17 protein-coding genes, 1 tRNA gene and 1 riboswitch are annotated in these 25,438 nt (G+C 56.4%); of the genes, 6 read left to right on the top strand and 12 right to left on the bottom strand.

Annotated features, from left to right (window positions below):
- The first annotated feature begins 26 nt into the window (after window positions 1-26).
- The gene (locus tag ACHZCX_RS13480; protein ID WP_319587735.1) at window positions 27-959 is read left to right on the top strand and encodes a transporter; all 933 of its coding nucleotides are present in this window, start codon (window positions 27-29) and stop codon (window positions 957-959) included.
- 176 nt (window positions 960-1,135) lie between these two features.
- Window positions 1,136-3,613 carry a bifunctional aconitate hydratase 2/2-methylisocitrate dehydratase gene (locus tag ACHZCX_RS13475; protein ID WP_319587734.1) on the top strand — a complete coding sequence of 826 codons (2,478 nt, stop codon included), beginning with the start codon at window positions 1,136-1,138 and terminating at the stop codon, window positions 3,611-3,613.
- A gap of 35 nt (window positions 3,614-3,648) precedes the next feature.
- Here the strand turns inward: ACHZCX_RS13475 and ACHZCX_RS13470 are convergent, their stop codons facing one another.
- From ACHZCX_RS13470 to ACHZCX_RS13450, 5 genes are all read right to left on the bottom strand, one after another.
- Entirely contained in the window at window positions 3,649-5,958 is a 2,310-nt protein-coding gene (locus ACHZCX_RS13470; RefSeq protein WP_319587733.1) for a serine protein kinase PrkA, read from the bottom strand.
- Window positions 5,959-5,991: 33 nt separating this feature from the next.
- Window positions 5,992-7,626, bottom strand: a complete 1,635-nt coding sequence (locus ACHZCX_RS13465; RefSeq protein ID WP_319587732.1) for a SpoVR family protein — start codon at window positions 7,624-7,626, stop codon at window positions 5,992-5,994.
- Between the two features lie 32 nt (window positions 7,627-7,658).
- Entirely contained in the window at window positions 7,659-9,047 is a 1,389-nt protein-coding gene (locus ACHZCX_RS13460) for a DUF444 family protein (protein ID WP_319587731.1), read from the bottom strand.
- A gap of 46 nt (window positions 9,048-9,093) precedes the next feature.
- Window positions 9,094-11,154, bottom strand: coding sequence for a serine protein kinase PrkA (locus ACHZCX_RS13455; RefSeq protein WP_394708834.1), 2,061 nt, complete (start codon window positions 11,152-11,154; stop codon window positions 9,094-9,096).
- Window positions 11,155-11,383: 229 nt separating this feature from the next.
- On the bottom strand, window positions 11,384-12,283 hold the full coding sequence (locus ACHZCX_RS13450) for a sirohydrochlorin cobaltochelatase (RefSeq protein ID WP_319587729.1): 900 nt from the start codon (window positions 12,281-12,283) through the stop codon (window positions 11,384-11,386).
- Window positions 12,284-12,704: 421 nt separating this feature from the next.
- Window positions 12,705-12,885, bottom strand: a riboswitch (cobalamin riboswitch).
- A gap of 274 nt (window positions 12,886-13,159) precedes the next feature.
- On the opposite strand from ACHZCX_RS13450, the gene ACHZCX_RS13445 reads away from it, so the two are divergent.
- Window positions 13,160-14,881, top strand: a complete 1,722-nt coding sequence (locus tag ACHZCX_RS13445; protein WP_319587728.1) for a cache domain-containing protein — start codon at window positions 13,160-13,162, stop codon at window positions 14,879-14,881.
- A gap of 36 nt (window positions 14,882-14,917) precedes the next feature.
- Here ACHZCX_RS13445 and ACHZCX_RS13440 read toward each other — a convergent pair whose 3' ends face one another.
- From ACHZCX_RS13440 to ACHZCX_RS13410, 7 genes are all read right to left on the bottom strand, one after another.
- Window positions 14,918-16,096 (bottom strand): citrate/2-methylcitrate synthase, encoded by a 1,179-nt coding sequence (locus tag ACHZCX_RS13440; RefSeq protein ID WP_319587727.1) that lies wholly within the window; start codon window positions 16,094-16,096, stop codon window positions 14,918-14,920.
- A 134-nt stretch (window positions 16,097-16,230) separates the two neighbouring features.
- The gene (locus ACHZCX_RS13435; protein ID WP_319587726.1) at window positions 16,231-17,445 is read right to left on the bottom strand and encodes an AI-2E family transporter; all 1,215 of its coding nucleotides are present in this window, start codon (window positions 17,443-17,445) and stop codon (window positions 16,231-16,233) included.
- A 95-nt stretch (window positions 17,446-17,540) separates the two neighbouring features.
- Window positions 17,541-18,824: an adenosylmethionine--8-amino-7-oxononanoate transaminase gene (gene bioA, locus ACHZCX_RS13430; RefSeq protein ID WP_319587725.1), complete on the bottom strand. Its 1,284-nt coding sequence runs from the start codon at window positions 18,822-18,824 to the stop codon at window positions 17,541-17,543.
- A 4-nt stretch (window positions 18,825-18,828) separates the two neighbouring features.
- The gene (gene bioB, locus ACHZCX_RS13425) at window positions 18,829-19,797 is read right to left on the bottom strand and encodes a biotin synthase BioB (protein ID WP_319587724.1); all 969 of its coding nucleotides are present in this window, start codon (window positions 19,795-19,797) and stop codon (window positions 18,829-18,831) included.
- A gap of 21 nt (window positions 19,798-19,818) precedes the next feature.
- Window positions 19,819-20,442, bottom strand: a complete 624-nt coding sequence (locus ACHZCX_RS13420) for a hypothetical protein (RefSeq protein WP_319587723.1) — start codon at window positions 20,440-20,442, stop codon at window positions 19,819-19,821.
- Window positions 20,439-21,029: an AmmeMemoRadiSam system protein A gene (gene amrA / locus ACHZCX_RS13415; RefSeq protein ID WP_319587722.1), complete on the bottom strand. Its 591-nt coding sequence runs from the start codon at window positions 21,027-21,029 to the stop codon at window positions 20,439-20,441. The genes ACHZCX_RS13420 and amrA overlap by 4 nt, the downstream gene beginning before the upstream one ends.
- A gap of 233 nt (window positions 21,030-21,262) precedes the next feature.
- Window positions 21,263-21,781 (bottom strand): LEA type 2 family protein, encoded by a 519-nt coding sequence (locus tag ACHZCX_RS13410; RefSeq protein ID WP_319587721.1) that lies wholly within the window; start codon window positions 21,779-21,781, stop codon window positions 21,263-21,265.
- Window positions 21,782-21,900: 119 nt separating this feature from the next.
- Here ACHZCX_RS13410 and ACHZCX_RS13405 point away from each other — a divergent pair.
- From ACHZCX_RS13405 to ACHZCX_RS13395, 3 genes are all read left to right on the top strand, one after another.
- A tRNA-Ser gene (locus ACHZCX_RS13405) sits at window positions 21,901-21,990 on the top strand.
- A gap of 551 nt (window positions 21,991-22,541) precedes the next feature.
- Window positions 22,542-23,120 (top strand): hypothetical protein, encoded by a 579-nt coding sequence (locus tag ACHZCX_RS13400; protein ID WP_319587720.1) that lies wholly within the window; start codon window positions 22,542-22,544, stop codon window positions 23,118-23,120.
- Window positions 23,121-23,382: 262 nt separating this feature from the next.
- Window positions 23,383-25,437, top strand: coding sequence for a sigma 54-interacting transcriptional regulator (locus ACHZCX_RS13395; RefSeq protein ID WP_394708792.1), 2,055 nt, complete (start codon window positions 23,383-23,385; stop codon window positions 25,435-25,437).
- Window position 25,438: the final 1 nt, after the last annotated feature.

Genomic DNA, 25,438 nt, shown 5'->3' with positions numbered 1-25,438 from the left:
CGACAAACGAAAAAGAGGGGGGAAAGATGTTGCGGAACAGAAAATGGGTTGGGGCGCTTGCCGGTTGTCTGGTGTTGCTGTTGGGGATGTTCTCGTCTGGCAACGCGGCTACCTCGGGATCACATTACACCTATGGCGTTGAAGGGGTGATGGGGGCAACGCCTCCACCTCCGGGCTGGCACTACCGGATGTACAACTTCTGGTACAGCCCCAACGAACTCAAAGATAACAGCGGCAACACCGTTCCCGGGAACTTCGATCTCGACGTCTTCGCCTCGGTGCAGCGGATCATCCATGTAACCAATATCAAGATTCTCGGCGCCGATTATTTCTACGACATTGTCGTTCCCTTAGTCGATACGGATTTCACCTTTGGCCCGTTCTCGGACAGCCACTCGTTCACCGTCGGTGACATGGAGATCGAGCCTTTCGCTCTGGCCTGGCACCAGCCACGCTGGGATGCCTCCTTTGCCCTGGCGGTGATTGTCCCCACCGGCCACTTTGAAGGCAACGAACCCGCTTCACCGGGACTGGGGTATTGGTCCGGCAGGCTGACCCTGGGGGGCACCTATTATTTTGACGACAAAAAGACCTGGTCTGCCAGCGTCCTGACCCGAACCCTGATCAACAGCGAACAGGAGGATACCAATGTTACGCCCGGTTCCGAGTTTGTCGCCGAATACGGCGTCGGCAAAGAATTTCAGGTCAATAACACCTGGATGATCCGCCCCGGCCTGACCGGCGCATCCTACTGGCAGATTTCGGACGACAGTGACGATCTTCTCCAGGCCGGCATTGTGGCGGACCAGCATAAACAGGCTCATGCCGTCGGCGCCGAAATCAACCTTTTTTATTTGCCGATGCTGTTTCAGGTGAACCTGCGGTACCTGCAGGAATACGGGGTTGAAAACGGTCCGGAAGATTCGCGATTTGTCGCCACCCTGACCAAATCCTGGTAAGAGGGGAGCCTCCGTTGAATGGCTTCGCCCTCTTTCCGTGCTGACCAGAACACCGGGCAACGGGATCGTTGACCTCCTTGCACTCCATTTCTCAATGGTGACCATCGCCAGCGCTCCTTATCTTAGGGAGTGCTGGCGTTTTCATCTGCACGCACATTTTGGCCAAAGGAAAAACCATGCTGGAACAGTATAGAACAAATGCCGCCGAACGTACCCTGCTCGGGGTGCCGCCCCTGCCCCTGACCGCCGGCCAGACCAAGGAACTCACTGAGTTGTTGACCCAAGGAGATGCGGAGAGACCTACGCTCCTCGCCTTGCTGGCCGATCGGGTGGAGCCGGGAGTGAGCAAGGCAGCGGCGGTCAAGGCCGAATGGCTGGAGCAGGTAGCCCAGGGCGAGGTCGTCGTCGAGGATTTCCCCCCCGAGGCGGCCATCGATATGCTGGCCCAGATGGGGGGCGGCTACAACGTCGCGGCCCTGCTCCGCCTGCTGCAAATCGGCCCCTTGGCTCAACCAGCAGCCGAGGCCCTGAAAGGGCTGACGAAAATTTATGAGGCCTTTGATCAGGTGGTCGAACTGGCCGAACAGAACCCGGCCGCACGCGGCGTGCTCGAATCCTGGGCCGCAGCCGAGTGGTTCACCCGCAGCCCGGAGTTGCCGGAGCAGATTGTCTGCACCGTGTACAAAGTCGAAGGCGAGATCAACACCGACGACTTTTCTCCTGGCAATCAGGCCCAGTCCCGCGCCGACATCCCCCTGCACGCCGCCTTTTTCGGCACCACCCGCTTTCCCGGGGGGATCAGCGCCATTGCCGCGCTCCGCTCGCAGGGGAAGACCATGGCCTTTGCCGGTGACGTGGTTGGCACCGGCTCGTCACGAAAATCGGCGATCAATTCGGTAAGTTGGCTGTTGGGCGAAGACATCCCCCACACCCCCAACAAACGCCGGGGCGGTCTAGTACTTGGCGGCACCATTGCCCCCATCTTTTATGCCACCGCCCGCGATGCCGGAGTGCTGGCCATCGAGTGCGATGTTACCCGACTGCATACCGGCGATCGACTAGCACTCAACCTTCGGGAGTGGACCTTGCATGATCACAACGGCAGCCTCATCCCCATGGAAGCGGCGCCGGTGACCCTGCTCGACGAATACCGTGCCGGCGGCCGCCTCAATCTGATCATCGGCCGCAACCTCACCCGCTGGGCCTGCGAGGCCCTGGATCTGCCCTTCCCGACGATTTTCAAGGAAACAGCCAATCCCGCACCCAAGGCCGACCAAGCCTACACCCTGGCCCAGAAGATGGTCGGCCGCGCCTGCGATGTTACCGGGGTTGCACCAGGCACGGTCTGCGAACCCCGCATGACCACCGTCGGCTCCCAGGACACCACCGGCCCCATGACCATGCAGGAAATCGATGAGCTGGCCTGCCTGCGGTTCAAGGCCGACTTGTTCATGCAGTCGTTCTGCCATACCGCCGCCTACCCCAAGGCCTCGGATCTCGACCGCTGGCGGACCATGACCGAGACGACGACGGAATGCGGCGGGGTGGCGCTGAAGCCGGGCGACGGCGTTATCCATTCCTGGCTCAACAAGATGCTCGTTCCCGACACTGTCGGCACCGGCGGCGATTCCCACACCCGTTTCCCCCTGGGCATCTCCTTCCCGGCCGGTTCGGGTCTGGTGGCCTTTGCCGCAGCGCTCGGTTTCATGCCCCTGGAGATGCCCGAGTCGGTGCTGATCCGTTTTCATGGCCAACGAAAACCGGGCATCACGGTGCGCGATATGGTCAATGCCATCCCCTACGCAGCCATCCAGCAAGGTTTGCTGACCGTGGCCAAGAAGGGGAAGAAGAATGTCTTTGCTGGGACGATCCTGGAAATTGAAGGCGTGGACGATCTCAGTGTGGAGGAGGCCTTTGAGTTGAGCGACGCTTCGGCCGAGCGCAGTGCTGCCGCCTGCACGGTCAAGCTGTCGGTTGGGGCGGTGACGGCCAATGTCGAGCGCAATGTGGCCCTCCTGCGGGACTTGATAGCCGAGGGATACGAGGATCGAGAAGCCCTGGAGCGCAGGATAGCAGCCCTTGAGGCCTGGCTGGCCAAACCCGAGTTGCTCCGCCGGGACGAAGGGGCGGAGTATAAGGCAGTGATCGAGATCGATCTGGCCAGCATCACCGAGCCGCTGCTGGCCTGTCCCAACGATCCCGATGATGTCCGCCCCTTGAGTGAAGTGGCAGGGACCGCCATTGACGAGGCCTTTATCGGCTCCTGCATGACCCATCTCGATCATTTGCAGGTGGCAGCCCGATTACTGCGCGATGAACCCTATGCAACCAGCCGTCTGTGGATCGCGCCTTCGACCCGCATGGACCGGGACGTCATTCAGCAAGAAGGGGGCTTGAGTGTCTTTGCCCAGGTCGGCGGCCGGGTGGAGATTCCCGGCTGCAGCCTGTGCATGGGCAATCAGGCTCGGGTCAGGCCGGGTGCCACGGTGATGTCCACCTCGACCCGCAACTTCAACAACCGCCTCGGTGACGGAGCCCAAGTCTATCTCGGTTCCACCGAAGTGACGGCGCTCAGCGCCCTGACAGGCGCATTGCCCACGGTGGCCGACTATTTTGCGTTCCTTGGAAAAAAAGGGCTGCTCTCCGAGAGATAGTTGGGAGGGACCGCGCGCCTTGACCGGTTCCGGTTTCAGGGGGTCAATTGGCCGACGGTCAGTTGGCTGGAGAATACTTTGGCTAAATTGTTGTCGATGACATAGATGCAGATCTCCTTGGCGCCCTGGCGGGTGTACCCGAATTTTTTTTGGAGATTCTTCATCATGAATTTGACATCACCCTGGATCTTCTTGTCGTAGGTTTTAAACGATTCCTGATCGAACTCTTTGATCGCCCGGCGGAAATTCTCGTTCTCCAGGAAAGGCTCCAGCACCTTTTCCTTGAGGTTGTGGATGTAGCGCTCGTGGAGGTGGAGGTAGAGGGCCGTTTCGGTGACCAGCTTGTTATCGCGGAGGATTTCCTGGGTCAGGGTGCTGCTGGTATAGGTCTTCTGGACGCCGATGCGGAAGTTGGCTGCTTCGGCGGCGGACACCATCAGCCGGGACTCAACCCGCTGGAAGAAGGCTTCGGTAATCTCCAGCCGATCCCCAGTGAACCGGCAGGACTCAACGGTGCCCGGTTCAAAATTGACCGCAAACATGTAATTCTGAATATCCTTGGCGATCTGCTCCTCGTTGTAATAGTACAAGGACTCCTTGACCGACTGGAGGACGGCATAGTTGTACATCCGCAACAGGGAGTCGAGGAAGCCCAGGGGGAGTATTTCCTTGTCTTTCTTGCAATATTTGCGAAAAAAGACACCGAGTATCGACATGTCGATCAGCTTGTCTTCCCGGGCGTACATCGAATAGAATTCGTTGAACATCCGGATCGAATCGCGGCCGGACAGTCCTTTCCAGCCATCTTTTTCGGATTCGGCAATAATTTTCAGCCGACGCTTGGAGGTGAAACGCTCTACTTCCTCCTCGCCCAGCCAGGCCGGAATAAACCCGGTGAAAATTTCCATCTTCAAGAGCTGCAGATTCCGGTCGCAGTAGAGTTCATACTTGTCGGGATCCTGGATCCACTCGAGCATGGCGTCGGACTTGCTCCGCAGGCGGGTGGCGATGATCACCCTGGCAAAATTGTGCAGGACCCGGGGGAGAAAGCTGTCGTTGATCTGGGCACCAAAGACCTCTCGATATATTTCAACTTCAGTTTTAATATCGAGAACATAAGGGATATTCACATACTCGATCCGGTCGGAGAAGGCCGCCAGATCGGTCAGCACCTTCTTGTCCTCCGGATTCATCAGGGCAAAAAACAGGGAGTTGATCCGTTCCTCAACATGCTCGACCTTGTGTACCCCGTCGCTGATGATGTTGTGCAGATCCATCAACCGTTCGGTGTTGTGCGACTTGACGTCCATCAAGGCATAAATGCCGTTGTTGCTTTTGGCGTAGTTGGAATAGAGATAGGGCACCTTGCTGCCGGGTGAAAACAGGAGGTTGAGGGTGCGCTGCACCTCCTCGTCCCCGTGGACATTGCGTTGCGAGCGACGATCGCCGGGATTGAAGACCGAAATGCCGGCTCCCAGCCGCCGGTTAAAGACAAAAGGGCGGGCAAGAATGTATTCCAGGACCTTGAGGGGGTCGCCCTCTTTCTGCAGCAATTCCTGGTAGAGCGAGAGGCAGATGGTGCAGGGTTCGTCGCGGAAGACCCACTCGTATTTTTTTTCATGAAAGAGGTGGGCTTTAAACTGGTCGTTTTCCAGGAGCTCATCGAGAAACTGCCGGCGAATTTCCTTGGGAATGATGAGCAGGGGATGGTCGTGGCTGGGGCAGGGCAAAGTAAACCATGATCCCGTTTCAATGTCGTTCTTGACGCTGGCTATGGCAGCGCCTTCTGTACCGCTTTGCCCTTCTTCGCCCAACAACTGAGACAATTTACCGGCAAGGGTCGCCACACTGTGGACCCCGCCGGCCAGGCTGGGGGCCTTTAACCGCCAGACTACCTCGAACCTGGTCCCCTCGGGGGTATTGGCATACTGTTCGAATTTGAGCAACAGGTTGTTGAGAAAGGTGGACTTACCGCTGCCGTGCGGCCCGTCGAAAATATAGATTTTGTTCTGCTGATCACCGACTGAAAGCGACTCCACATGGCGGATCAGCCGGTTGGCAAAGAGGCGATCGGCAAAAAACGGCCGATCCGAACCCTCGACAAAGAGCTGACTGCAATCGTAGTGCAGATAGTTGATCGATTCCGGATCATTCCGGTACTCGTCAAAGCCATCGCGAACAAAGTAATGCACCATGTCGGCGTAGACCTGGGTGACATTGCGAAGGTTGCGCTCGGGCTGCTGGACCACCTCGGCCAAAAAATCGGTAAACGACAGCTCGGACTGCCGATTCCGGTTTCCCTTGTGTTGTGCGAGGGTCTGCAAGGCCTTACTTAATGCACCCATCCATTCACCTCTCCTTCTCGAGTTGCCCCGGCATCATTCAACCAGCGCCCGTGAGAGGGTCCGGTCTTTCATGGTGTAGCGGAATCGTTTCCAGTTAATGGTCCGTTTCGGCGTCTCTTCCTTGGCCTGACCGTCTCCATCCCGACCGGCCTTGATCGGCACGGGCACACTGGTCTGCAGATGAACTTCACCCCCCCAGAGATATTCCACCCCGAGCATGACCCCCTGAATAAAATCGCGCAGCAAAGGCTTGCCTTCAAAGATATGATTGAGCTCGAGAATGTTGCTTTCAGTCACCGCCACCTCGATGCGGGGCGGATGATAGAGGGAGTCAGCCACCATCTGTTTGTAATCGGCGGCTTTGCGGCTGCGGACAAAGTATTGCCAGGTCATCCGTTCTTTGTTCATGCGTTTGCCGACCACGAATAAGCGGTGCTGGTCGATAAAATCCTGGTCGATAAAGCTGTTGATGAACATCGAATCGCAGTAGTTCTCGCGAATGTGGCGGATGTAGTCCCGCCCTTGGCCCGTCGCCCGATCGAAGTGCTGCCGCTCCCGGCGATCGACGGTCTGGTAATAGTCCAGCCCGGTACGCCCTTTGTCGGCCTGCTCTTCCAGATACTGGAAAAGGCGCATGCCCAGGGCATAGGGGTTGAGACCGACCCGAGGCATGGAGGTCACCTTGGCGTTGACGATGGCGTAGTCGACCTCATGGCCCTTGATCCGGTCATCGCCCAAAAAGAGGGTCTCGTGCCAGTAGGAGGCCCAGCCCTCGTTGAGGATTTTGGTGCGGATCTGCGGCTGGAAGTAGAGCGAGGTCGAGCGGATAACCTCGAGGACCATCAACATCCAGCGGTTTTCCTCCCGATTGAGGAAAGGCGAATATTCCATGAGGAAGCGGAGGAGATCGGTCCGGCCGACGGTCTTTTTCTCCTTCGCTTTTTTGGTATACAGGGCCTCAAGTTCAGCGTGCTTTTCAGTGACGCTTTTGAGAAAGCGCGTCTCCCCGTCCTCAGGATGTTCCTTCAGCATCCGGTTGTAACGGTCGATCTCCCGAGAATAGGTGCTCACCGCCGGTTTTGGCCCTCGCTGGAGAAAGATGTCGAAGTAGTAATCGAGCAGGCTGAGGCTGCGTTCGCCGGTGTGCTCACCGCTCTCCGCCAGCAGGTCGAAATAGCCCACCAGATTGTCGATGGTGCGGGCAAATTCGATCACATAATCGACCCAGCGCCCCTTCTCCGAACGCAGCTTGGCAAAGAGGCGCTTGTCGGCCAGGGCCCGGCCGGTGAAATCATAGTTCCAGGTGTGGCGAAAAAAGAGGTTGTTCTGAAAAAAATCAATGTGGCCGATCACGTGATAGAAAATCATCACGTTGAGCCAGTCGGGATTGTTGTCGTTGTAGTAGGAGATGGGCGGCCGGGTGTTGATGACCGTCTCGTAGGGGTTGTTGGGGTAGAGTTCGTAGCGGCCCTGCCCCCCGAGCACCTCGACCTCCTGCACCCAGTAGTCGTACAAGGTGGGAATCATGATTTTCGGGCTCAGTTCGACCAGGTCGCGGTTGGTGACGATGTACTCCAGGGTCTCGTCCTCAAAGCGCAGACCGGCCTGCCGGGCGCGCTCCTTGCAACCTTCCATGATTCGTTTGGCATGCTGACTGATCAGTTCCATAATCCCCACCGGAGCGGGCGCACCGCCTCTTGTTAAGAAATCAGACGCTTAATCCCCTCAATGACCCGCGTTTCAGTGCTCTCCTTGGCCATCACATCGAGTCGGAGCAGCTCTTTTTTGCTCTCCAGAAGGCCCGATTTGCTGAGATATTTCTCCACCTCGCTGCGGCGGGTCCCCTCCAAACCGTTTTCGGCAATGGTGATGCCGACCCGGCTGGCATAGATCAGCATCTTCTCCAACTCAGGCAGGGACTCCTCGCCGTAGGTGTCCCAGTCGTCGCCATCGGTGCCGTGAAAGACATAGATGGAGTAGTCGCGATCCAGCTCTTCCTCGGCAACGATCTGGTTAACCAGCCGATAGGCCGAGGCCACCTGGGTACCGCCGGCGACCTGCATCGAGTAGTAGGCCTGGAAATTCTCGACCTCCCGCGCCTCGGTGTCATGGAGGACGAAGCGGGTTTCCACCTGATTCTGGTACTGGTAGCTCAGCCAGGCGTAGATCAGCACATGCTGGTTGACCACCAGCTCGGTCGGCTTGCCAGCCATGGAACCGGAGTAGTCGCGAACGAAAAAGACCACGGCCTGGGATTCATAGTCCTTTTCCTTGGACAGGATGCGGTAGATCCGGTCGCGGGGCGAGACCATGAGGTTGCGGGTATCAACCTGGGCCCCAGCCTGCACGCGCCCCAGGGCAATATTGGTTTGGATCACCCGCTTCAAGGTTGCCTTTTTATCCAGAATCTGGCCAAAGCCCCGGTTTCTATCGGTGAGATCGTAGGCAAAGCGGGTCAGGGACCGCTTCTTCCCCTTGTCGCGCAGATTGGGCAGGGCAAACTGCTCGGTGAGAATACGGCCCAGGTCGTAGACCGTGGATTCCAGCTCATGGGTGCCGCCCTGCCCCTGTCCGGAGCCGCTGCCGCCGCCCTGCTCTTCGCGCACCGGCTGCTCGCCGATGAGCTCGCCCTCTTCGCCCTCGCCAACTCCGCCTTCGCCCGGTTCCTGGCCTTCTCCGCCTTCGCCTTCCTCTTCCTCGGAGATCCGGTCGTGAATCAGTTTTTCCTCCACCGTGGTCGGGATGACCACCACCTTGTCGTCACCGTCCCGCCCCGGCTTGACCAGCTTGCCCACCCGGATCTTGCGGGGAAAACCGTCCTTTTCCCGCTGCAGGTCCCGCTGGAGTAGATGATCCAGGGACTGAGCCGCCACCATCGACAGCACGGGCGAGGGCTGCCCTTGCGCGAAGATTTCCGGATCGTTGTAGCTGTACAGGGAGCGAGTCACCGGGGGTGGGGTGAACAGATGGGCGCGCTTCGGGTCGCCAACCTGCTCTGCCATCGCCAGTTCCCGTTCGATGACCCGCCGCTGCGTCTCCGTCAACCCTCTGGCCTCAAGCCTGTGATACAGCTCTCGCAACCTGTCCATCGCCGTCTCCACCATTCGATCCGTTGAGCCCGCCCAGCCTCGCACCTCAGTTTTCATCAACCTGGGTGCAGAAATATTCGATGGTCTTCTGGGCACAGGTGAGGCAGTAGCCAAGTTTGTGCAGCATGGTGTCGATCATCCGGTCGTAGAGTTTCTGATTTTCTTCGTTGGTCCGGTTGGCTAGGGCCCCGATCAGGCTTCCGGCCCCGGCGATGTCGGACTTGAGCCGGACATCGGTCACCGCCTTAACCAGCTCGAGGTTATCCATGAAATCATAGTCCGGGTTAACCGAGATTTTCTGCCCGTAGATTTTGCGGATCGAGGTGCGGAACGAGTCCTTCTGCTCGCGGATCTTCAAGCCCAGACAGGCCTCGACCGAATCGATGTAGCGCTCATCAATCTTGAGGGCCAGGAGTTCGCCGGTCTGCGGATTTTTATATTTCCACATTCGGTCCGCGCCTAAATTCTCGGCATCGATGCCGATAATCATGTTGACGTAGTTGATTACGTCCTTGCGGATAGCCAACGGTTCGTCCATATAAGCGTTGAACATCTCGGTCATAATCCGCTCGCGGTAGAGCCCCTTGGCGATCTTGAGATCATCGAGGAACTTGGCCCGATCGGCAACCTCGGAGACATAGTCGAGAATCACCCGCTCAAGTGCGGTGAACACGTCGTAAGCGAACATGCAGCGGCCTTCGTTGGTCTCCGAGCTCTCCAGCATCAATTGCATCGAGCGGCCCAGGTTGCGCTGGCCGAGCCCCTTCTGGCCGAACCGTTTGGTGATGTCGTGTTCCTGATTGAGGGTGTCGATCACCTCAGAGAGCGTTTTGAGGCTCTTTTCACCCGCCACCTCGCCGGCGGCAAGCTTCATGGTCTCGATCGGTGTCAATTTCTCCGAGCGAGGCAGCCGGGTCAGGACCACGGCCACCGAGGCGGCGTAGTTGAGGTTCGGGTCCTGGTGCATGGTGTCGCCGGTCAGGGTGGTCTTGGACTCGTTGCCGATGGCGTAGCTGGTCAGGGCATGCTGCTGGCGGTAGTTGGTGTTGTGGGAGACATAACAGATCCGGCAGCGGTCGATGATCGGCGCCTCCTCCTTTTCGGCAAGAAAGCGGTTGAATTCGGCATTATTGCTGGTGGCGACGATCAAGGTGTCGATCGGCCACTTGTAGCCGTCAATCTCGATGGTCCGGTTCTGAATGATGCCGAGATAGACCTGCACCAGATCTTTCTTGTTCTTGTAAATCTCGTCGCTGAAATGGATACCGCCGCCGGCTACCCGGGCCAGAGCGCCCCGCCGCAGGTCGAAACGAAAGGGGTTATTGGTATCGCTGATGTGCAGCAGCCGTTGAATCGATTCTTCGCCCAGGAGGTCGACCGCCGATGAGGTGATCTTGTCCTTGGCCGGGTACTTGCCGGTAACCGTCCCCAGGCTCTCGATCAACGGCACCGGTACCAGCTCGATGCATTTGAGCATCTCCTCGATATCGCCATTGGTCATCATCCTGATATCGTTCCAGATATAAGCGGAGCAGGCGCCCAACGGCCGATAATTATCGGCCCATTGGGCCAGGACCTTGTCACTGACCTTCCATTTCTTGGCCAGGTAATTGGTGGTTTCGGCGCGGGTGTCAAATAGGTTCAGCGCCAGGACCATCGGATCCTCATAGGTCTGCGATTCAATCGCCTTAATGCCGCCGTAAGTGCCGATCCGGTCGAGATTGGTGAAACGGAAAGAATATTTTTTGTTTTTCGGCAGGGAGAGGAAATCGCGGTATAGGCTGCACAGGTACTCAACCAAAAAGGTCTTGCCGTTGCCGGGCTCTCCCACTAAAACAAAGGCCATTTCCTTGGACGAGCCGCCCTGGGAGGCATCCTTGACGAACGAGACAAAGGAGTTGATCTCGTCGTACATGCCGATGATGTGTTTCTTGCCCTCGCGAAAGATGGTGAAGTCAAAGGTACTCTTCCCATTGACCGTCACCTTGTTAATGTCCTTGTCCAGAATCATCCGACTGACGCTCTGAAAGGCGTTTTCAAAGACACGCTCACCTTTTTTGACAGCAAGAATGTGGTGATGAAGGGAATTGTTCTTGGGGTCGGTCATCATGCGCCTCCTTGACGAGGTATGGATATGTTGGCCACAGCGGATTATATCTTTATTATCGCTGTAACTTTGACGAAATTCAAGGAGTTATTGTAACTGTCACTGCTTTATCGGCGGTGAGAAAAAGGGGCGGAGGAGTGCGGCGGGTCTCCTTGAAAAACTGAAAAATAAAGAGGCAGTTCAACGAAACGATGGGACTGCCTCAGAGAATTTGATGCCTTAATCGTGCCTATTGCACATGCTGCATGGCTGTTTTCAGATTTTCCAGCCAGAGATCAACGATCGGGTCGAACTCGGCCAACCCCTTGAGCACGGGCACGCTCTCAATGCCCGCTTTGGTCAACTGACTTTTCCAGGAATCGGGTTCGTCGCCAGCCATGTCGTTCATAGCGTGATCGCCGGCTACAGTCATCAGGGGGACAAGGTAGGCTTTTTTGATCCCTTTCTTAACCAATGCCTCTTTAACCTCGTCAAAAGAAGGGTGGCCCTCCACCGTGCCGACATACATATTGGCGTCCATCTTCTGGGCCTTCAGCATCAAGGCCGAGTAGATGGCGTCACTGGGATGATGGGTGCCGTGTCCCATGAGCACCACAGCCTCATTAGCCTGACGCTCCTTGGGCACAATCGTGGTGGCCACTATTTGCAAGGTCTTTTCCATGGCCTCATCGCTGGACAAGAGCGGATAGGCCACCATCACCTTGTCAAAGCCCCCAGCCATCTGACCAAAGAGTTTGCCGTTGGTATAGATTTCGTGGAACTCGGCACCTGGAATCATGTGTAGCGATTGCATCACGACCCGGGTATACCCCTGGTCCATCAGCTTGGCCAGCGCGATTTCCGGAGAATCGAGGACTGTTCCTTGCTTGGCCAGTTTTTTGCGGATAATTTGCGAGGTGTAGGCCCAACGGATCTCCGTATTAGGGTAGGCTTTCTTCACCTGCTGCTCGATGTTGACAAAAGCCGCTTGGCCACTGGGAACGCTGGTGCCGAAGGTGACCAGCAGGATGGCTGGTCCCTTGCCGGCCTTGGCTTGAGGACCGTGGGCAGCCTCGCCGGCCCAGCAGGCCAAGGGAGTGATGAGCATAAATGTCAGAATAAGCAGCAGATGTTGGGCGCGATGAAACATTGTGGACGACCTCCTCGAAAAGTCTGAAGAACATGGGCACAGCCAGGACCATCCCGGCTTTTGACCGTGAAAACGACGGCGGGTCGAACGACTCCGGCACCTCCTGAAAGTATCCGGACAGCAAGCAAGGGGCTGGGGAGATACGGCAGTGATCCCGTCGGCAAACAGTCTCACTGCCGGACATCCCGGACATGGCAAACCGTCAGACCCTCTTCTCCTGAAAAGCTGCACCAACAGAAAAAAGAGCCGTTCTTCCGAGGAAAGGCAGGCCTCACTCTGGGAGTGTTGCCAAGCTTTCCACCGTATTGATCCGGGATTGCAGCCGTAACCGCAGACAAAAAAAATCCCCGGATCATTCTTCAATGATTCGGGGATGCCCTAGTTTATCCACGTATCGGCGCCGTCCCCCTGATCCGCGGAGGGAGGCTGTCACGTTTCAGGCAGGTATTCTGACTCCCGGTTCATCCTCCCACCGCGTCTTCCCGACCTTGGCCAGTGACATCTTTGCGGTGTTCGTCCCCGGTTACAGCGGCGGGCCCGTCTCCGATTTCCACGGAGTTCCCAATTATTCCTCGAAAGGAACCTGAAACCTGCCTTTAAAAAACCTGATCAGACCGGGAAAGTCAAGTCGAATTTTCAGACGGGGAGTGGAAGCCTTAGCCGCTCTAAAGTGCCAATGGCTTGCGGGTAAAAGCGAGCAAGAATCCTTGCTGATCTCAGCGGTAATCGTTATGGTGCTACAAGAAATGGTGATTTTGAATGCGGTCCCGCCGGTGCAGACAACGTTCGAAACGGGGCAAGAATTCTTTCGCAGCGGCCGCCGATCGCCACCTTCCCTTTTATCGCCAATCATGAGAGCATAAGCCTGTACCGTGCATGGAAAAGATTAAAAAACGAAGATTTGCCCACGCCATTTCCATCAGGATCGCCCTCCCGGCCCTGCTCACCATTGCTCTGTTCGTTACCGCTACCTTTGTCATCATCCTCCCCTCCCTCAAGGACAATCTCCTGACAAAAAAACGGGAGATGCTGCGGGAGTTGAACACCATCGTCTGGGACATGGTCTCTTCCTACGAAAAAATGGAACGGACCGGCCAGATGACTCGGGAAAAAGCCCAGCAAACAGCCCTGGGTATTATTCGAGATCTTCGGTACGGGCCGGAGAACAAAGATTATTTCTGGGTCAACGATATGCAGGCCCTGATCGTTGTTCATCCCTACCGGCCCGATCTCCATGGCGAGGCAGTCCCCGACGTCCGTTATCCCAAAGGAAAAAATCTGCTGGAAGAATTCGTCAAGGTGGTGAAGGCCCAGGGGGCGGGCTATGTCGATTACCGCTTTCAGTGGCAGGACGACCCCACCAAAATAGTCCCCAAACTCTCCTATGTCAGAGGCTTCGAACCCTGGGGCTGGATCATCGGCACCGGCCTCTACGTTGAGGACGTCAACGTAGAGATCGGCCTGATCGCCAAACAACTCAATGCCATCGCCACCGTCATCCTTCTCTTTGTTTCTTTTCTGGCGTTTTACATCATCCGCCACACGGTCCTGGCGGATCGGGTTCGGCGCATCATCTCGGAGGAAAGGGAAAGTCTGCTGAGGGCGCTGGAAGAAAGCAACGAGCGGTTCCGCTCCCTGGTGGAAACCACCAGCGACTGGATCTGGGAGATCAATCCCCAGGGGATATACACCTATTGCAGTCCCAAGGTGCGTGACCTGCTCGGTTTTGAACCGGAGGAAATCATCGGCAAGCATCTGGTGGATTTGATCGCGATCAAGGAGGTGGAGCGAACCAGCCGGATTTTCAAAAAACTCATCGACTCCCACAAACCGTTCAGCGACTTTGAAACCATCTGTCAGGCACGGGACGGGCGGGTGCTGGTCATCGAGAAAAACGGGGTGCCGGTGTTCAGCGACAGCGGTGAATTTCTGGGATACCGGGGAATCGCCCGTGATATTTCCGAGCGCAAAAGCGCCCTTGAAGCCCTCAAGAAGAGTAGGGACGAACTCCACACCAGTTTGGAAGAAACGGTCAAATCGCTGGCGATGGCAGCTGAGAAGCGGGATCCCTACACCGCCGGTCATCAGATGCGGGTGGACATGCTGGCCTGCGCCATTGCCAAGGAACTGGGGTTGCCGGAAAAACAGCTTGAGGGGCTCCACTTCGCCGCCCTGCTCCATGACATCGGCAAGATTTCCCTACCCTCGGAATACCTCGCCAAACCGGCCCGGCTCTCTGCTCAAGAACGAGCCATTATCAGGTGCCATACCGAGGTGGGTTACGATATTCTGAAAAACATCCCCTTCCCCTGGCCGGTGGCTGAGATTGTTTATCAGCATCATGAGCATCTCGACGGATCCGGTTATCCCCGGGGGCTCACCGACAAAGAACTCCTGCTGGAGGCCAAGATCCTGACCGTGGCCGACGTGGTCGAGGCCATGAGTTCCCACAGGCCTTACCGTCCCTCACTCGGGTTGGACACGGCCCAAGACGAGATCCGTTCCGGCCGGGGAGTTCTCTATCATGCCGAGAGCGTCGACGCCTGTCTGCGCCTGATCGCAGAGAAGAGGGTGGACCTGAGCGCGGTCGCCTGGTAATCGCTCCGCCGACTCTGGGAGCCGGTGGATTTTCCCTTATTTCCGTTTGTCCATCGGCGAGTATTCACAGCCCATCAGGCCGCAGTATTCACCCACATATTGAGCCTGGGGGCGGTAGAGCGCCGGTTTCCCCTGGACGTCGGCGAACTGCTCCTCGATGATGTGGGCGCACCAGCCGGCTACCCGGGAGATGGCAAAAATCGGAGTCATCAGATCCATGGGAATACCCATCAGATAGTACACCGGGGCGGAGTTGAAATCGACGTTGGGCAGGATGGTGGTCTTGCCTTGGCTGGCGAAGATAGCGAGAGCAGTCTCCTCGATTTTTTGCGAAATGGCCGCCCATTTGCCGCCGGTCTGCTCGCCTAGCCGCTGCCCCATCTTTTTCAGATACACTGCCCGGGGATCGCCGGTTTTATAGATGGCATGCCCCATACCCATGATCACCTCGCCCCGCTGCAACTGGGCCGTCACCCAACCTTCGATATCCGGTTCGTTTTCCAGCTTCAGCAGCATTTCCATGACCTTGGCGTTGGCACCGCCATGCAGGCTGCCGGACAACGCTCCCAAGGCGGCGGATACTCCGGCATAGAGACTGGCCCGAGTGGAAACCACCTCGCGGGCGGCAAAGGTCGAGGCGTTGAAGGTATGGTCAGCGTGCAGGATCAAGCAAACGTCAAGGTCGCGAGCCGTGGCTGCATCGGGCTTTTTCCCCTGCAGCATCCAGAGAAAGTTGGCGGCGTGATCCAGGGAAGGATCGGGTGCCAGGATTGGCTGGTTGGTACGGATACGGTGCCAGGCGGCCACCAGGGTCGGCATCTGGGCGATCAGCGCGATGGAGCGGTTAATGCAGGTCGGGCGGTCCATGGCGTCGCTGTGCGTCTCTTTCATCGAAAGCAACGGCACACAGGCCTGCAGCACATCCATGGGGCGGGCGTTCTTCGGCCAATGACGCATGGACTCGAAGACATACTCGGGCACCTGCCGCAGGCCCTTGACCTGTTGGGTGAAGGCTTCCAGATGCTCGATAGAGGGCAGAATGCCAAACAGCAGCAGATAGACGGTTTCCATGAAGGTGGAGCGGTCGGCAAGATCCTCGATGCGATAGCCCCGGTAGATCAGCACCCCTTTTTCACCATCAATAAAACTGACTGCGGAATCGGCCACGGTCACCCCGCGCAAACCGGTATTTTTCACACGGATTTCCTCGCTCATTGTTTACTCCCAACCATTTGTTATCATATGACTAAAAAATCATAAACCGGCCCTTTCCGGCTTTGGCGGAAGCGGCTTCCGTCCCTGGCCCATTCGGAGAGGGTGATGAGTCTTAATGAAGAAAATGAGGAAGTTCAACCCATTTTCCCGGTTTCGTCGTCGCTTTTTAGTGCCTGTTCCTGGGTTGGATCGTCCACTGCCGTTAAGCCGCTCTCCGGGACGCCTGCGGATCCGCCGACAGCTCTGGGGGGAACTGGTTCGGATTCCTCCAGCTTACCGCGGTTAAACAGAGGTCCAACATCGGGAAGATAAGCCTCGAAGGCCTTGCCATAGATCTCCCAGATGGTGATGAACAAGGCGGCGACAATCGGGCCAAGGATGATCCCCAGGATACCGAACAGACTAATGCCACCCAGGGTGCCAAAAAGCACGAACAGGTCGTGCATTTCGGTGTCCTTGCCGACCAGGCGGGGGCGCAGAATATTGTCGAGATTGCCGGCCACCGCACCGCAGAGGACCGCGAGGATGCCCACGCCGAGAAACTCCCCTTTGAGCGCCAGGATGATTAGGGCGGGAACCCAGACAATGGCCGTGCCGAAGGCGGGAATGATCGACATCACAGCCATGACCGTGCCCCAGAACACCGGCCCCTGAATGCCGGCAAAGGCAAAGGCCAGACCGCAGATGAACCCCTGAATCGCTCCGATGATCAGCGTACCCTTGAGGGTGGCCTTGGTCACCGAGGTGAAACGGTGCAGCAGGCGGCGTTCGTCACGGTCGTGCAGGGGCAGAAAATAGAGAATTTTGACAAGCAAGACCTCGCCCATGGTGAGAAAATAGAACATCACATAAAGCATGATGACGCTGCTGAACACCGCATTGACGGTCAGCATGGTCACTTCGGAGAGGCTGTTGATCAGGAAGGTGGAAATATTGCCGACCACCATACCGGCCTTTTCGATGATCACCGCGCGGTAGGGCAGGATTTCCTTGTAATAGGGAAATTTCTCCATGTAGGCGGTGATCGCGGTCGGCTCGTTGATGAACGATTGGACCCAGGGCGTGACCGACTGGCTGACGCTGATCGCCTGGGCGACCACCACGCCGATCAGGATGGAGAGCGGCGCCAGCACCAGGACGACGATGCCGATGATGACCAGAATCGAAGCCAGATTATCCCGGCCACCGATCTTGGCAGTCAACCAGCGGTGGGCCGGACTGAGGATGGCGGAAAAAATGCCGGCCATGAACATCGGCATGAGAAACTGCCGGATCATATCGAGGAAAAGGGCCGAGATGAGCAGCACCAGGACCAGGAGTACACTTTTATTGATCAATTCCCGTTTCATCGGTTTACCTAGAGGAGGGTGGGGCTGGTGGGGGTGCTTTTTGTGTTCGCCGTCACCAGGACAACAGGCAAGCGTTCAAGAACCGTCATTTCCTGTCAATGGACGAGGGCCGCCGCTCGGACCAGGGCCGAGGTCAGATGCGAGAGCTCTGGCGGTTCGATGATAAAGGGCGGCATCAGGTAGAGCAGACGGCCAAAGGGGCGGATCCAAACACCCTGGTCGACAAAAAATCGCTGGAGTACGGCCATGTCCACCGGTTCTTTTGTCTCGATCACGCCGATGGCTCCCAATACCCGGACATCGGCAACGGTGGGCAGATCTTGTGCCGGTTTCAGTTCTTCCGTCAACTGGAGAGCAATGCGAGCCACCCGCTCTTGCCAGGAGGTGGCCAGCAGCAGCCGGATCGATGCGCAGGCGACATGGCAGGCGAGCGGATTGCCCATGAAGGTCGGGCCGTGCATGAAGACACCCGGCGGGGCGCTGGAAATGGTGGTCGCCACCTCGGTGGTGGCCAGGGTAGCAGCTAGGGTCATGGTGCCGCCGGTAATTGCTTTGCCGACACACATAATGTCCGGAGCAACCCCGGCATGCTCGGCGGCAAAAAGCCTGCCGGTGCGGCCGAAACCGGTGGCGATCTCGTCAAAAATCAAGAGAACATTGTATTGATCGCACAACCGCCGCAGGCCACGGATGTACTCGGGGTGATAGAACCACATGCCCCCCGCACCCTGGACGATCGGCTCGATAATCACCGCCGCCGTCTCCTGGTGATGGTCGGCCAGCAACTGCTCCATAGCTGCCAAGTCGCCCTCATCCCAATCACCGTCAAACCGGCAGGCGGGCCGGGGGGCAAAGAGCTGTTGCGGCAGGGATCGCTCGAACAGGGTGTGCATGCCGGTGACCGGGTCGCAGACCGACATGGCATGAAAGGTGTCACCATGGTAGCCGCCGCGCACCGTCAACAGCCGGTGTTTTTCGGGCCGGCCGGCTGCCTGCTGGTACTGAAGGGCCATTTTCAGGGCCACCTCGACGCTCACCGACCCGGAATCGCAGAGAAAGACCTTGTCGAGTGGCTCAGGTGTCAGTTGCACCAGTAGGCGGGCCAGTTCCACCGCCGGCTCGTGGGTAAGGCCGCCAAACATGATATGCGCCATCCGATCGCTTTGCTCGCGGATCGCCTGATTCAGCACCGGATGACTGTAGCCATGGATGGCGCACCACCAGGACGACATCCCGTCGATCAATTCCCGGCCATCCGTCAGCCGGATGCGAACACCGGCGGCAGAGGCCACTGGATAGACCGGCAGAGGTTTGGTGGTGGAGGTGTAGGGATGCCAGAGATGGTCCCGGTCGAAACGAAGCAGGTGGTCGGCCGGCATGGGCTTATCCGCGCTCGAAGGTGAAGCCCATGGCCGAGAGGTGCCGGAGATCCTCGGCGATGCCGGAACCGGTGGTGGTCAGATAGTTACCGACAATGGCGCCATTGGCCCCGGCTGCAAAGCACTGATACTGCTCATCGCCCAGTTGCTGCCGCCCCCCGGCCATGCGGATGACCGCATCCGGGTTGATCAAGCGAAACAGGGCCACCGTAGTCAAGACCTCGTCCCGTGTGAGGGGGGGCAGCTCGGCCAGCGGCGTACCGGCAATGGCGGTGAGGATGTTGATTGGAATCGATTTGACGCCGAGTTCGCGCAGCTCGAAGGCCATGTCGATGCGGTCTTCCATGGACTCGCCCATGCCAATGATGCCGCCGGAGCAAAGCGACATGCCGGTGCGGCGGGCCAGATTGAGGGTTTCGACCTTTTCCTCCCAGGTATGGGTGGTGCAGACCTTGGGGAAAAAATTCTTACTCGCCTCCAAGTTGCAGTGGTAGCGGCGGACGCCTGCAGCATACAGGTCGGTGGCGATTTCATCGTTAAGAAAACCGGCGGAGGCACAGAACAGCATCGAGGTGGTTTCGGCCATTTTTGCGTAGAGCCGGGTCAGCTCCGCCAAGGTCTCCGGCGACAGACTGCGGCCGCTAGTCACCAGCGAGATGCGGTGGACACCATGGTCGTCGTTATCCTTGGCCTGGGCCAGGGCCTCCGCTTCAGCGATTGCCTGGTAGGAATCGATGCCGGTATGGTGCCGGGCCGACTGGGCGCAGAACTGGCAATTCTCGGTGCAGTTACCGCTTTTGGCGTTGATAATCGAGCAGAGGTCAAAATGATCACCCAAGAAGTGCCCCCGGATGCCATCTGCCGCCTGCCAGAGTTCTTCTTTATCGCCATCAAGCAGCCGCAGAGCCGTTGGCCGATCGATCTGTTCACCCGCGAGAATTCTTTGTTGCGCTTGCTGTACAATGGTATCCATGATTCTTTGAGCAGAGGCGGGTTAGCCCCGGTTAGTTTTGATGTCTTTGGGTGGCCCGCCCACGATCATCTCGGCGATGGTCAACTTGATCTTGGGCAGCAGCCCACGCCGCTCACCGAGAAAACGGGACTCCAACTGGGCCAGCCGTTTGTAAAGAATGGTCCGGTCCATGGCCGGGGCCTCGGTTTCCTGGGCATGGCTGGATTGGACAATCTCCTGGCAGCGAAAACAGCCGGGGAAACGTAGGAGCTGGCCGTCCGGCCGGGTCAGGGTCGCCGGCACGCCGTGGGTCCGGCAGATCATCAACCGGTGGGAATAGAGGCCGCAGAGCCCGGACTCATTGAGCGGGCACATGATCTGTGGCCGTTCCCCCTTGGCGATGAGGAACCGGCTCTGCGCCACATAATCCCGGGCCCGTTGAATGATCCGGTCCAGACGGGCATCGTCCAATGCCCGGATGCCCTCCCAGAGGTAGGCCCATTCACTGTAGGTGTGGTGGAGGAAATAGGAGTCGCAGCAATTGTCCGGGCACCCCTCGCAGGTCAGGGGAATAGCCTGGGCAACCACATCGTAGGCCGTGGCCATGGAGTCGTAAATTTCGCCGAGCTCACAGGAGAGTTCCGGCGGGAGAAACAGTTCTTTCATAATTCCTTCCCGCCGGAGCGGGATTCTTCAAAGGATTGCACCTGATAAATCAAGATCTCGAGCGTTCCTGAACGCCAGGCCCCTTCGGCCAGGCCAGCCTTGCGACAGAGATGCCCGAGAAACTGCTCGGGCGTGGGGAGTTGTTGCCACACCTGGGGGAGAAAGGTGGCACTCTCCCCTCTAGGCCCTTTGAGGATCACTCCGTCTCTTCCAGGACGGAGTAGCTCAAGTAAATGTTCAGCGTTTTCGTAATTGAGCGGCTCGGGATCGGTCAGCACCGAGATCTCCACATGGAGAGCGGGCAACTCGCCCACAGTCAGCGGTTTAAAACGGTAATCGTTGAAGGCGGCGTTAAGAGCGTTGCGTTTGATACCGTCAACGATACTCTCCACGGCAGCAAGACTGCCGATGCAGCCCCGCAAGTCACGCTGTTTATGCAAGGTAACGAAAACACCTTGCCTGTGGTGAAAAGCCGCCGCTTCCAGTTCCTCAACCGTGACCGGTCGATCCGGCTTGACCCCTAAATGCTGCTCAACCTGCTGTCGCGCTAGGCGGACGAGTATCTGTCCCTGCTGCGGGGTAAGCATTGCGTTTGCTGTTGGTTCCGTCATGAAAAAGGAGTGTACTCTATTGCACGGTTTGATCCTGTCAATATTATTGTGACAGAAGAGAGGCATGACAAGCGTAAGCGGTCTACAGGCAAGGCTGTCCGCTGCAACCTGTCAAACAACGGATAGGGAGGCGCTCCTGAAATCGGAGCCAGGCGATGGCCAAAGGGTTTCATGGTAGCAACCGGAACCACATCCGACAGCACCCGGAATCACCGGGGCTGGGTCAGCCCCTTGAGGGACAGTTCCCCCGAGGATTTGAAGGGCACTTCCTTTTTGAATCCGTGGATGCCGACCCGAACAGTTCCCTGCAGGATGTAGGGAACTGGATTGTCCTTGGAAGGCTTCTTGCCCGCTGAATGGAGCAAGTCAGCAAACGAGGCGACCATGTCGAGCACCGAGGCGTAGACCTCGACCGGAATGACGGCGGTGCCAAAGGCCGGAACGCTCTGGTTGCTGTCGCCGATGCCGCTGGCGAAATGGCGTTTATTGATCTCCAGGTCGCAGTTGATGCCATGGAGGTCAAGGGGAACATCGTTTGGATTCAACACCCGCAATTTAATGAGGAAAACACCCTCCATTGCCTTGACATCCTGGATACGGATGTCGGCTATGGAAATCTTGGGATCTTCCTTCAAACCATACATCGACGCACAGCCGTTCAAGAGCAAAAGGGTGCAGAAAAGAAACAGAACTCCGAGAGTTTTTGCCTGCAGTCCAGGAATACGCATGGCCGCTCCTTGCGGTGAAAATAACGTTGGCTCATTCTTAACCACGGGCCCTGACAAAGTCAACAGCTCTATGGAACTGTTGACGTTCTCGCCAGAAAACAGTATCAATGCCGCGACGCGGAGAAGTGCCGGAGCGGTTGAACGGGACGGTCTCGAAAACCGTTGTGGGGGTAACCCCACCCAGGGTTCGAATCCCTGCTTCTCCGCCATACCAAAACATCATAGCCGTAACCATTACAAATGGTTACGGCTATTTTTTTAAGGTTCTGCCTACGCTCTTCAATTTTAGCCTGAAAAACTGCCCCATTTCCCACCCTCACGCCGTTCGAGACACGAGGTGAGACTGGCACTGGAATGCCATTTTCCTTTAGCGATCCTTCTCTGGATCTGCTCTCTCTCCTTACCAGGGTCAAGTGGTCAAATGGGTTAAAAAGTCGATTTCTGTCATATAAAGCTGAAGTTTGGAGTTTCAGCCTGCCGTTTTCAGGAACATATAACCCAGCTCAAGATCGGGAAACAGTAATCTTTTTACAAAAAACTTAATCTTATCAAGGTCTGGGTACCCATGAGGCAACAAGGTGGTTATCTTGTTAAAAAGTCAGCAAACACTTCAATCACCGAACGTTGAGGTCGCCTCTGGGGAAAAACAATCCGGGCTTATTCATCTGAAATTTCGAACATAGGTGTCCAATAATTTTTCTTCTCAACGCATATCACTTGAATAAATACTAAAAAAGTTAACCAATCTCACAATTAACTCATGCCAATAAATACAATTTTTAAATTAATCATACTAAAATTCATTGCAACATTATTCATATCGCCATGCTTCGCATCAGATTTCAGAGATGCTGAATGGGGAATTTCTAAAAAACAAGTAGAATCATTAGAAAAAATATTTCCTTTATATACTAAAAACGAAAGCATCACCTTCAGAGGTAAAGTTGCAAACAGACCTGTTGACATAATTTATATATTTAAAGACAACAAACTAACAATAGGGATATACAAATTTACAACAAACAATGTTAACAACAACGTTTATCTAAACGATTATGACAGAATAAGCGAGTCGCTTGACTTGAAATATGGAAAACCAGACAAAAGAAATGTGATATGGATCAATGAATTATATAAAGAAAAAAAGGGGTATCATGGCAATGCCATATCAATGGGTCACCTCATTTTAGAATCATACTGGAGCGAAGACAAAACCATTATACTGCATAAATTATCAGGGAATACCGGCATTATCGACCATTCAATATCTTATTTCGACAAGAATTTTGCCGATCAATATCTTGGAAAAGAGGAGAGGAGCGAGACAGATGGCTTGTAACTTTTGTTAATCGCAAAATCATTGATATATTGCCCCTTGCCCAAAGGACCTCTTCCACCAAAAACATCTCATACCGTTCATTTCAAATTCGTTTTCCTTCAAGGATTGCGGGTTTTTTGTTGTCCGGCAGCGTGTAACGTAGTCCCCCTTGAATCCAGGTGCTTTTGCTGTTACTACATCATTGTGGCACACAATACAAATGACTGGCACACCAGGAGACTACTCGCACACAAACGCATAAAAAATATTTATGAATGAAGCCTTGAACCATTCCCAGCTGACCGTAGATGTTGATCTCGGGACCCAGAAAGGCCCCGAGAGTCACGGCTCCAACCACACACATGCGGCCTCAATCGACTTCCATCAACTGGACGCGCTCATTCCCACCGTCTCTGCCCGTATCCTGAAAGCTTCATCCGAAACTCTCGACGAGGTCATCCAGAATTCACTTCAGGAAATCCTCCAGTTGCTAGGACTGGGGCGTGGAGCCCTGCTCCACGTCTCGAAAGAACACTGCCACGTTGTCCTTTCCTATGCCTGGCACGATCAAGGTGTCGAGATGGTTTCCCGTGAGGTTAATTTGGCGGAATTGGCCCCTTGGACATATCAACAACTCGTCATTCACGGCAGAACAGTGGCCAAGTACAGTGTTGACTCCATGCCGGCGGAGGCGGAGGCGGATCGACGCCTATTTATTCAACTTGGAGTCAAGTCCGCACTGGCCATCCCGCTGTCTATTGATCAACGGGTGCACCACATCATCGTCGTGCACTCACTCAAGGAAGAATGCTTTTGGCCAGAACCTTTCATTGCCTCGCTGCGGCTCCTGGGGGAGATATTTGTCAGCGCCCTGGAGCGACGCGATATTCTCAAATCCTTGGAAATTTCTCAGGCACGTCTCGATGTGGCGGCCGCTTCCGCCGGTGCCGGGCTTTGGGAGATTGACCTGGTCACGGGAAATATCTGGACAACCAACAGTGCCAGGGAGCTGTTTGACTTTACCCATGAGGAACCAATAACCTACTCCAGTTTGCTCGAAAGGATCCACCCCGAGGACCGCAGCCTAGTCACCGAGGCTGTCGGGAGAGCGCAGAGCCTCGGGCTGGAATCACAGGTGGAATACCGGGTCCCCCAACCCGATGGGGCCATGCGCTGGCTGATATCTCGTGGCCGCGTGCGGCATAATGGGGCAGGCGCGGCGAAGATGTTGGCAGGCGTGACAGTGGAGATTACCGAACGTAAACAGATGGAGCAAAAACTGCGCGAACAGGTGCGAGAAATCAATCACCTGCGCGAACTGCTCGAACAGGAGAACACCCTGCTGCGATCGGAGGCAGGACTCTCCGCGGAAAGGCATCGTTCACTCGGCAGCAGTGCGGCCATGCAGGGCATCAAGGTACTAATCGAACTGGTCGCCAAAACCGGCAGCACGGTCCTCATTCAAGGAGAAACGGGCACCGGCAAGGAACTGGTTGCCCAGGCCATCCATCAACTCAGCGACCGAAACAAACGCTTGATGATCACGGTCAACTGTGCCGCCCTGCCCTCGGCGCTCATTGAGAGTGAGCTTTTCGGTCGGGAGAAGGGCGCCTTTACCGGTGCGCTCAGCCGGCAGGCGGGGCGATTCGAGCTTGCCCATGGCTCCACCTTGCTACTCGACGAGATCGCCGAAATGCCACTTGAAACGCAAGCCAAGCTGCTTCGGGTGCTGCAGACAGGGACATTCGAACGACTCGGCAGTCCACTCAGCATCAAGGTCGATGTGCGGGTAATCGCCGCCACCAACCGCAACCTTATCGAAGAAGTGGAGCAGGGCCGGTTTCGCCGCGATCTTTTTTATCGCCTGAACGTCTTCCCCATCCAGGTGCCACCGCTCCGGGATCGGGTGGAGGATATCCCGATGTTGGTTTGGAAGTTTGTGAGCGAGTTTGACCAGAAGATGGGCCGGAAGATCACCCGGATTACCAGCCGGGACATGGATATGCTCATGGCCTACTCCTGGCCGGGAAACGTCCGCGAACTGCGCAATGTTGTCGAACGGGCCATGATTACCAGTCAAGGAAATGCGCTTGATGTCTCGCAATTGGACCTTGCCCCAGCTCGCCCCCAGCCCCCTTCCATCATGACTCTCGAGGAGGTTGAGCGTCAGCACATCCAGCAAACCCTCGTGGCCACGCATGGCAAAATCAAAGGAAAAGGAGGGGCCGCTGAACTGCTTGGGCTCAATCCGTCCACGCTGTATTCACGTATGCGTAAACTTGACATCATCTACACCCCCACAGCCCCAAGGGTCGATATTTCACCTTCAAATGGTTGAC

It is taken from the genome of uncultured Desulfobulbus sp. (genome assembly GCF_963662935.2).
In the GTDB taxonomy this organism is placed as follows: Bacteria; Desulfobacterota; Desulfobulbia; order Desulfobulbales; family Desulfobulbaceae; genus Desulfobulbus.
Note: the sequence above shows the minus strand (reverse complement) of the source record. Positions and strands in the feature narration are given on the sequence as shown.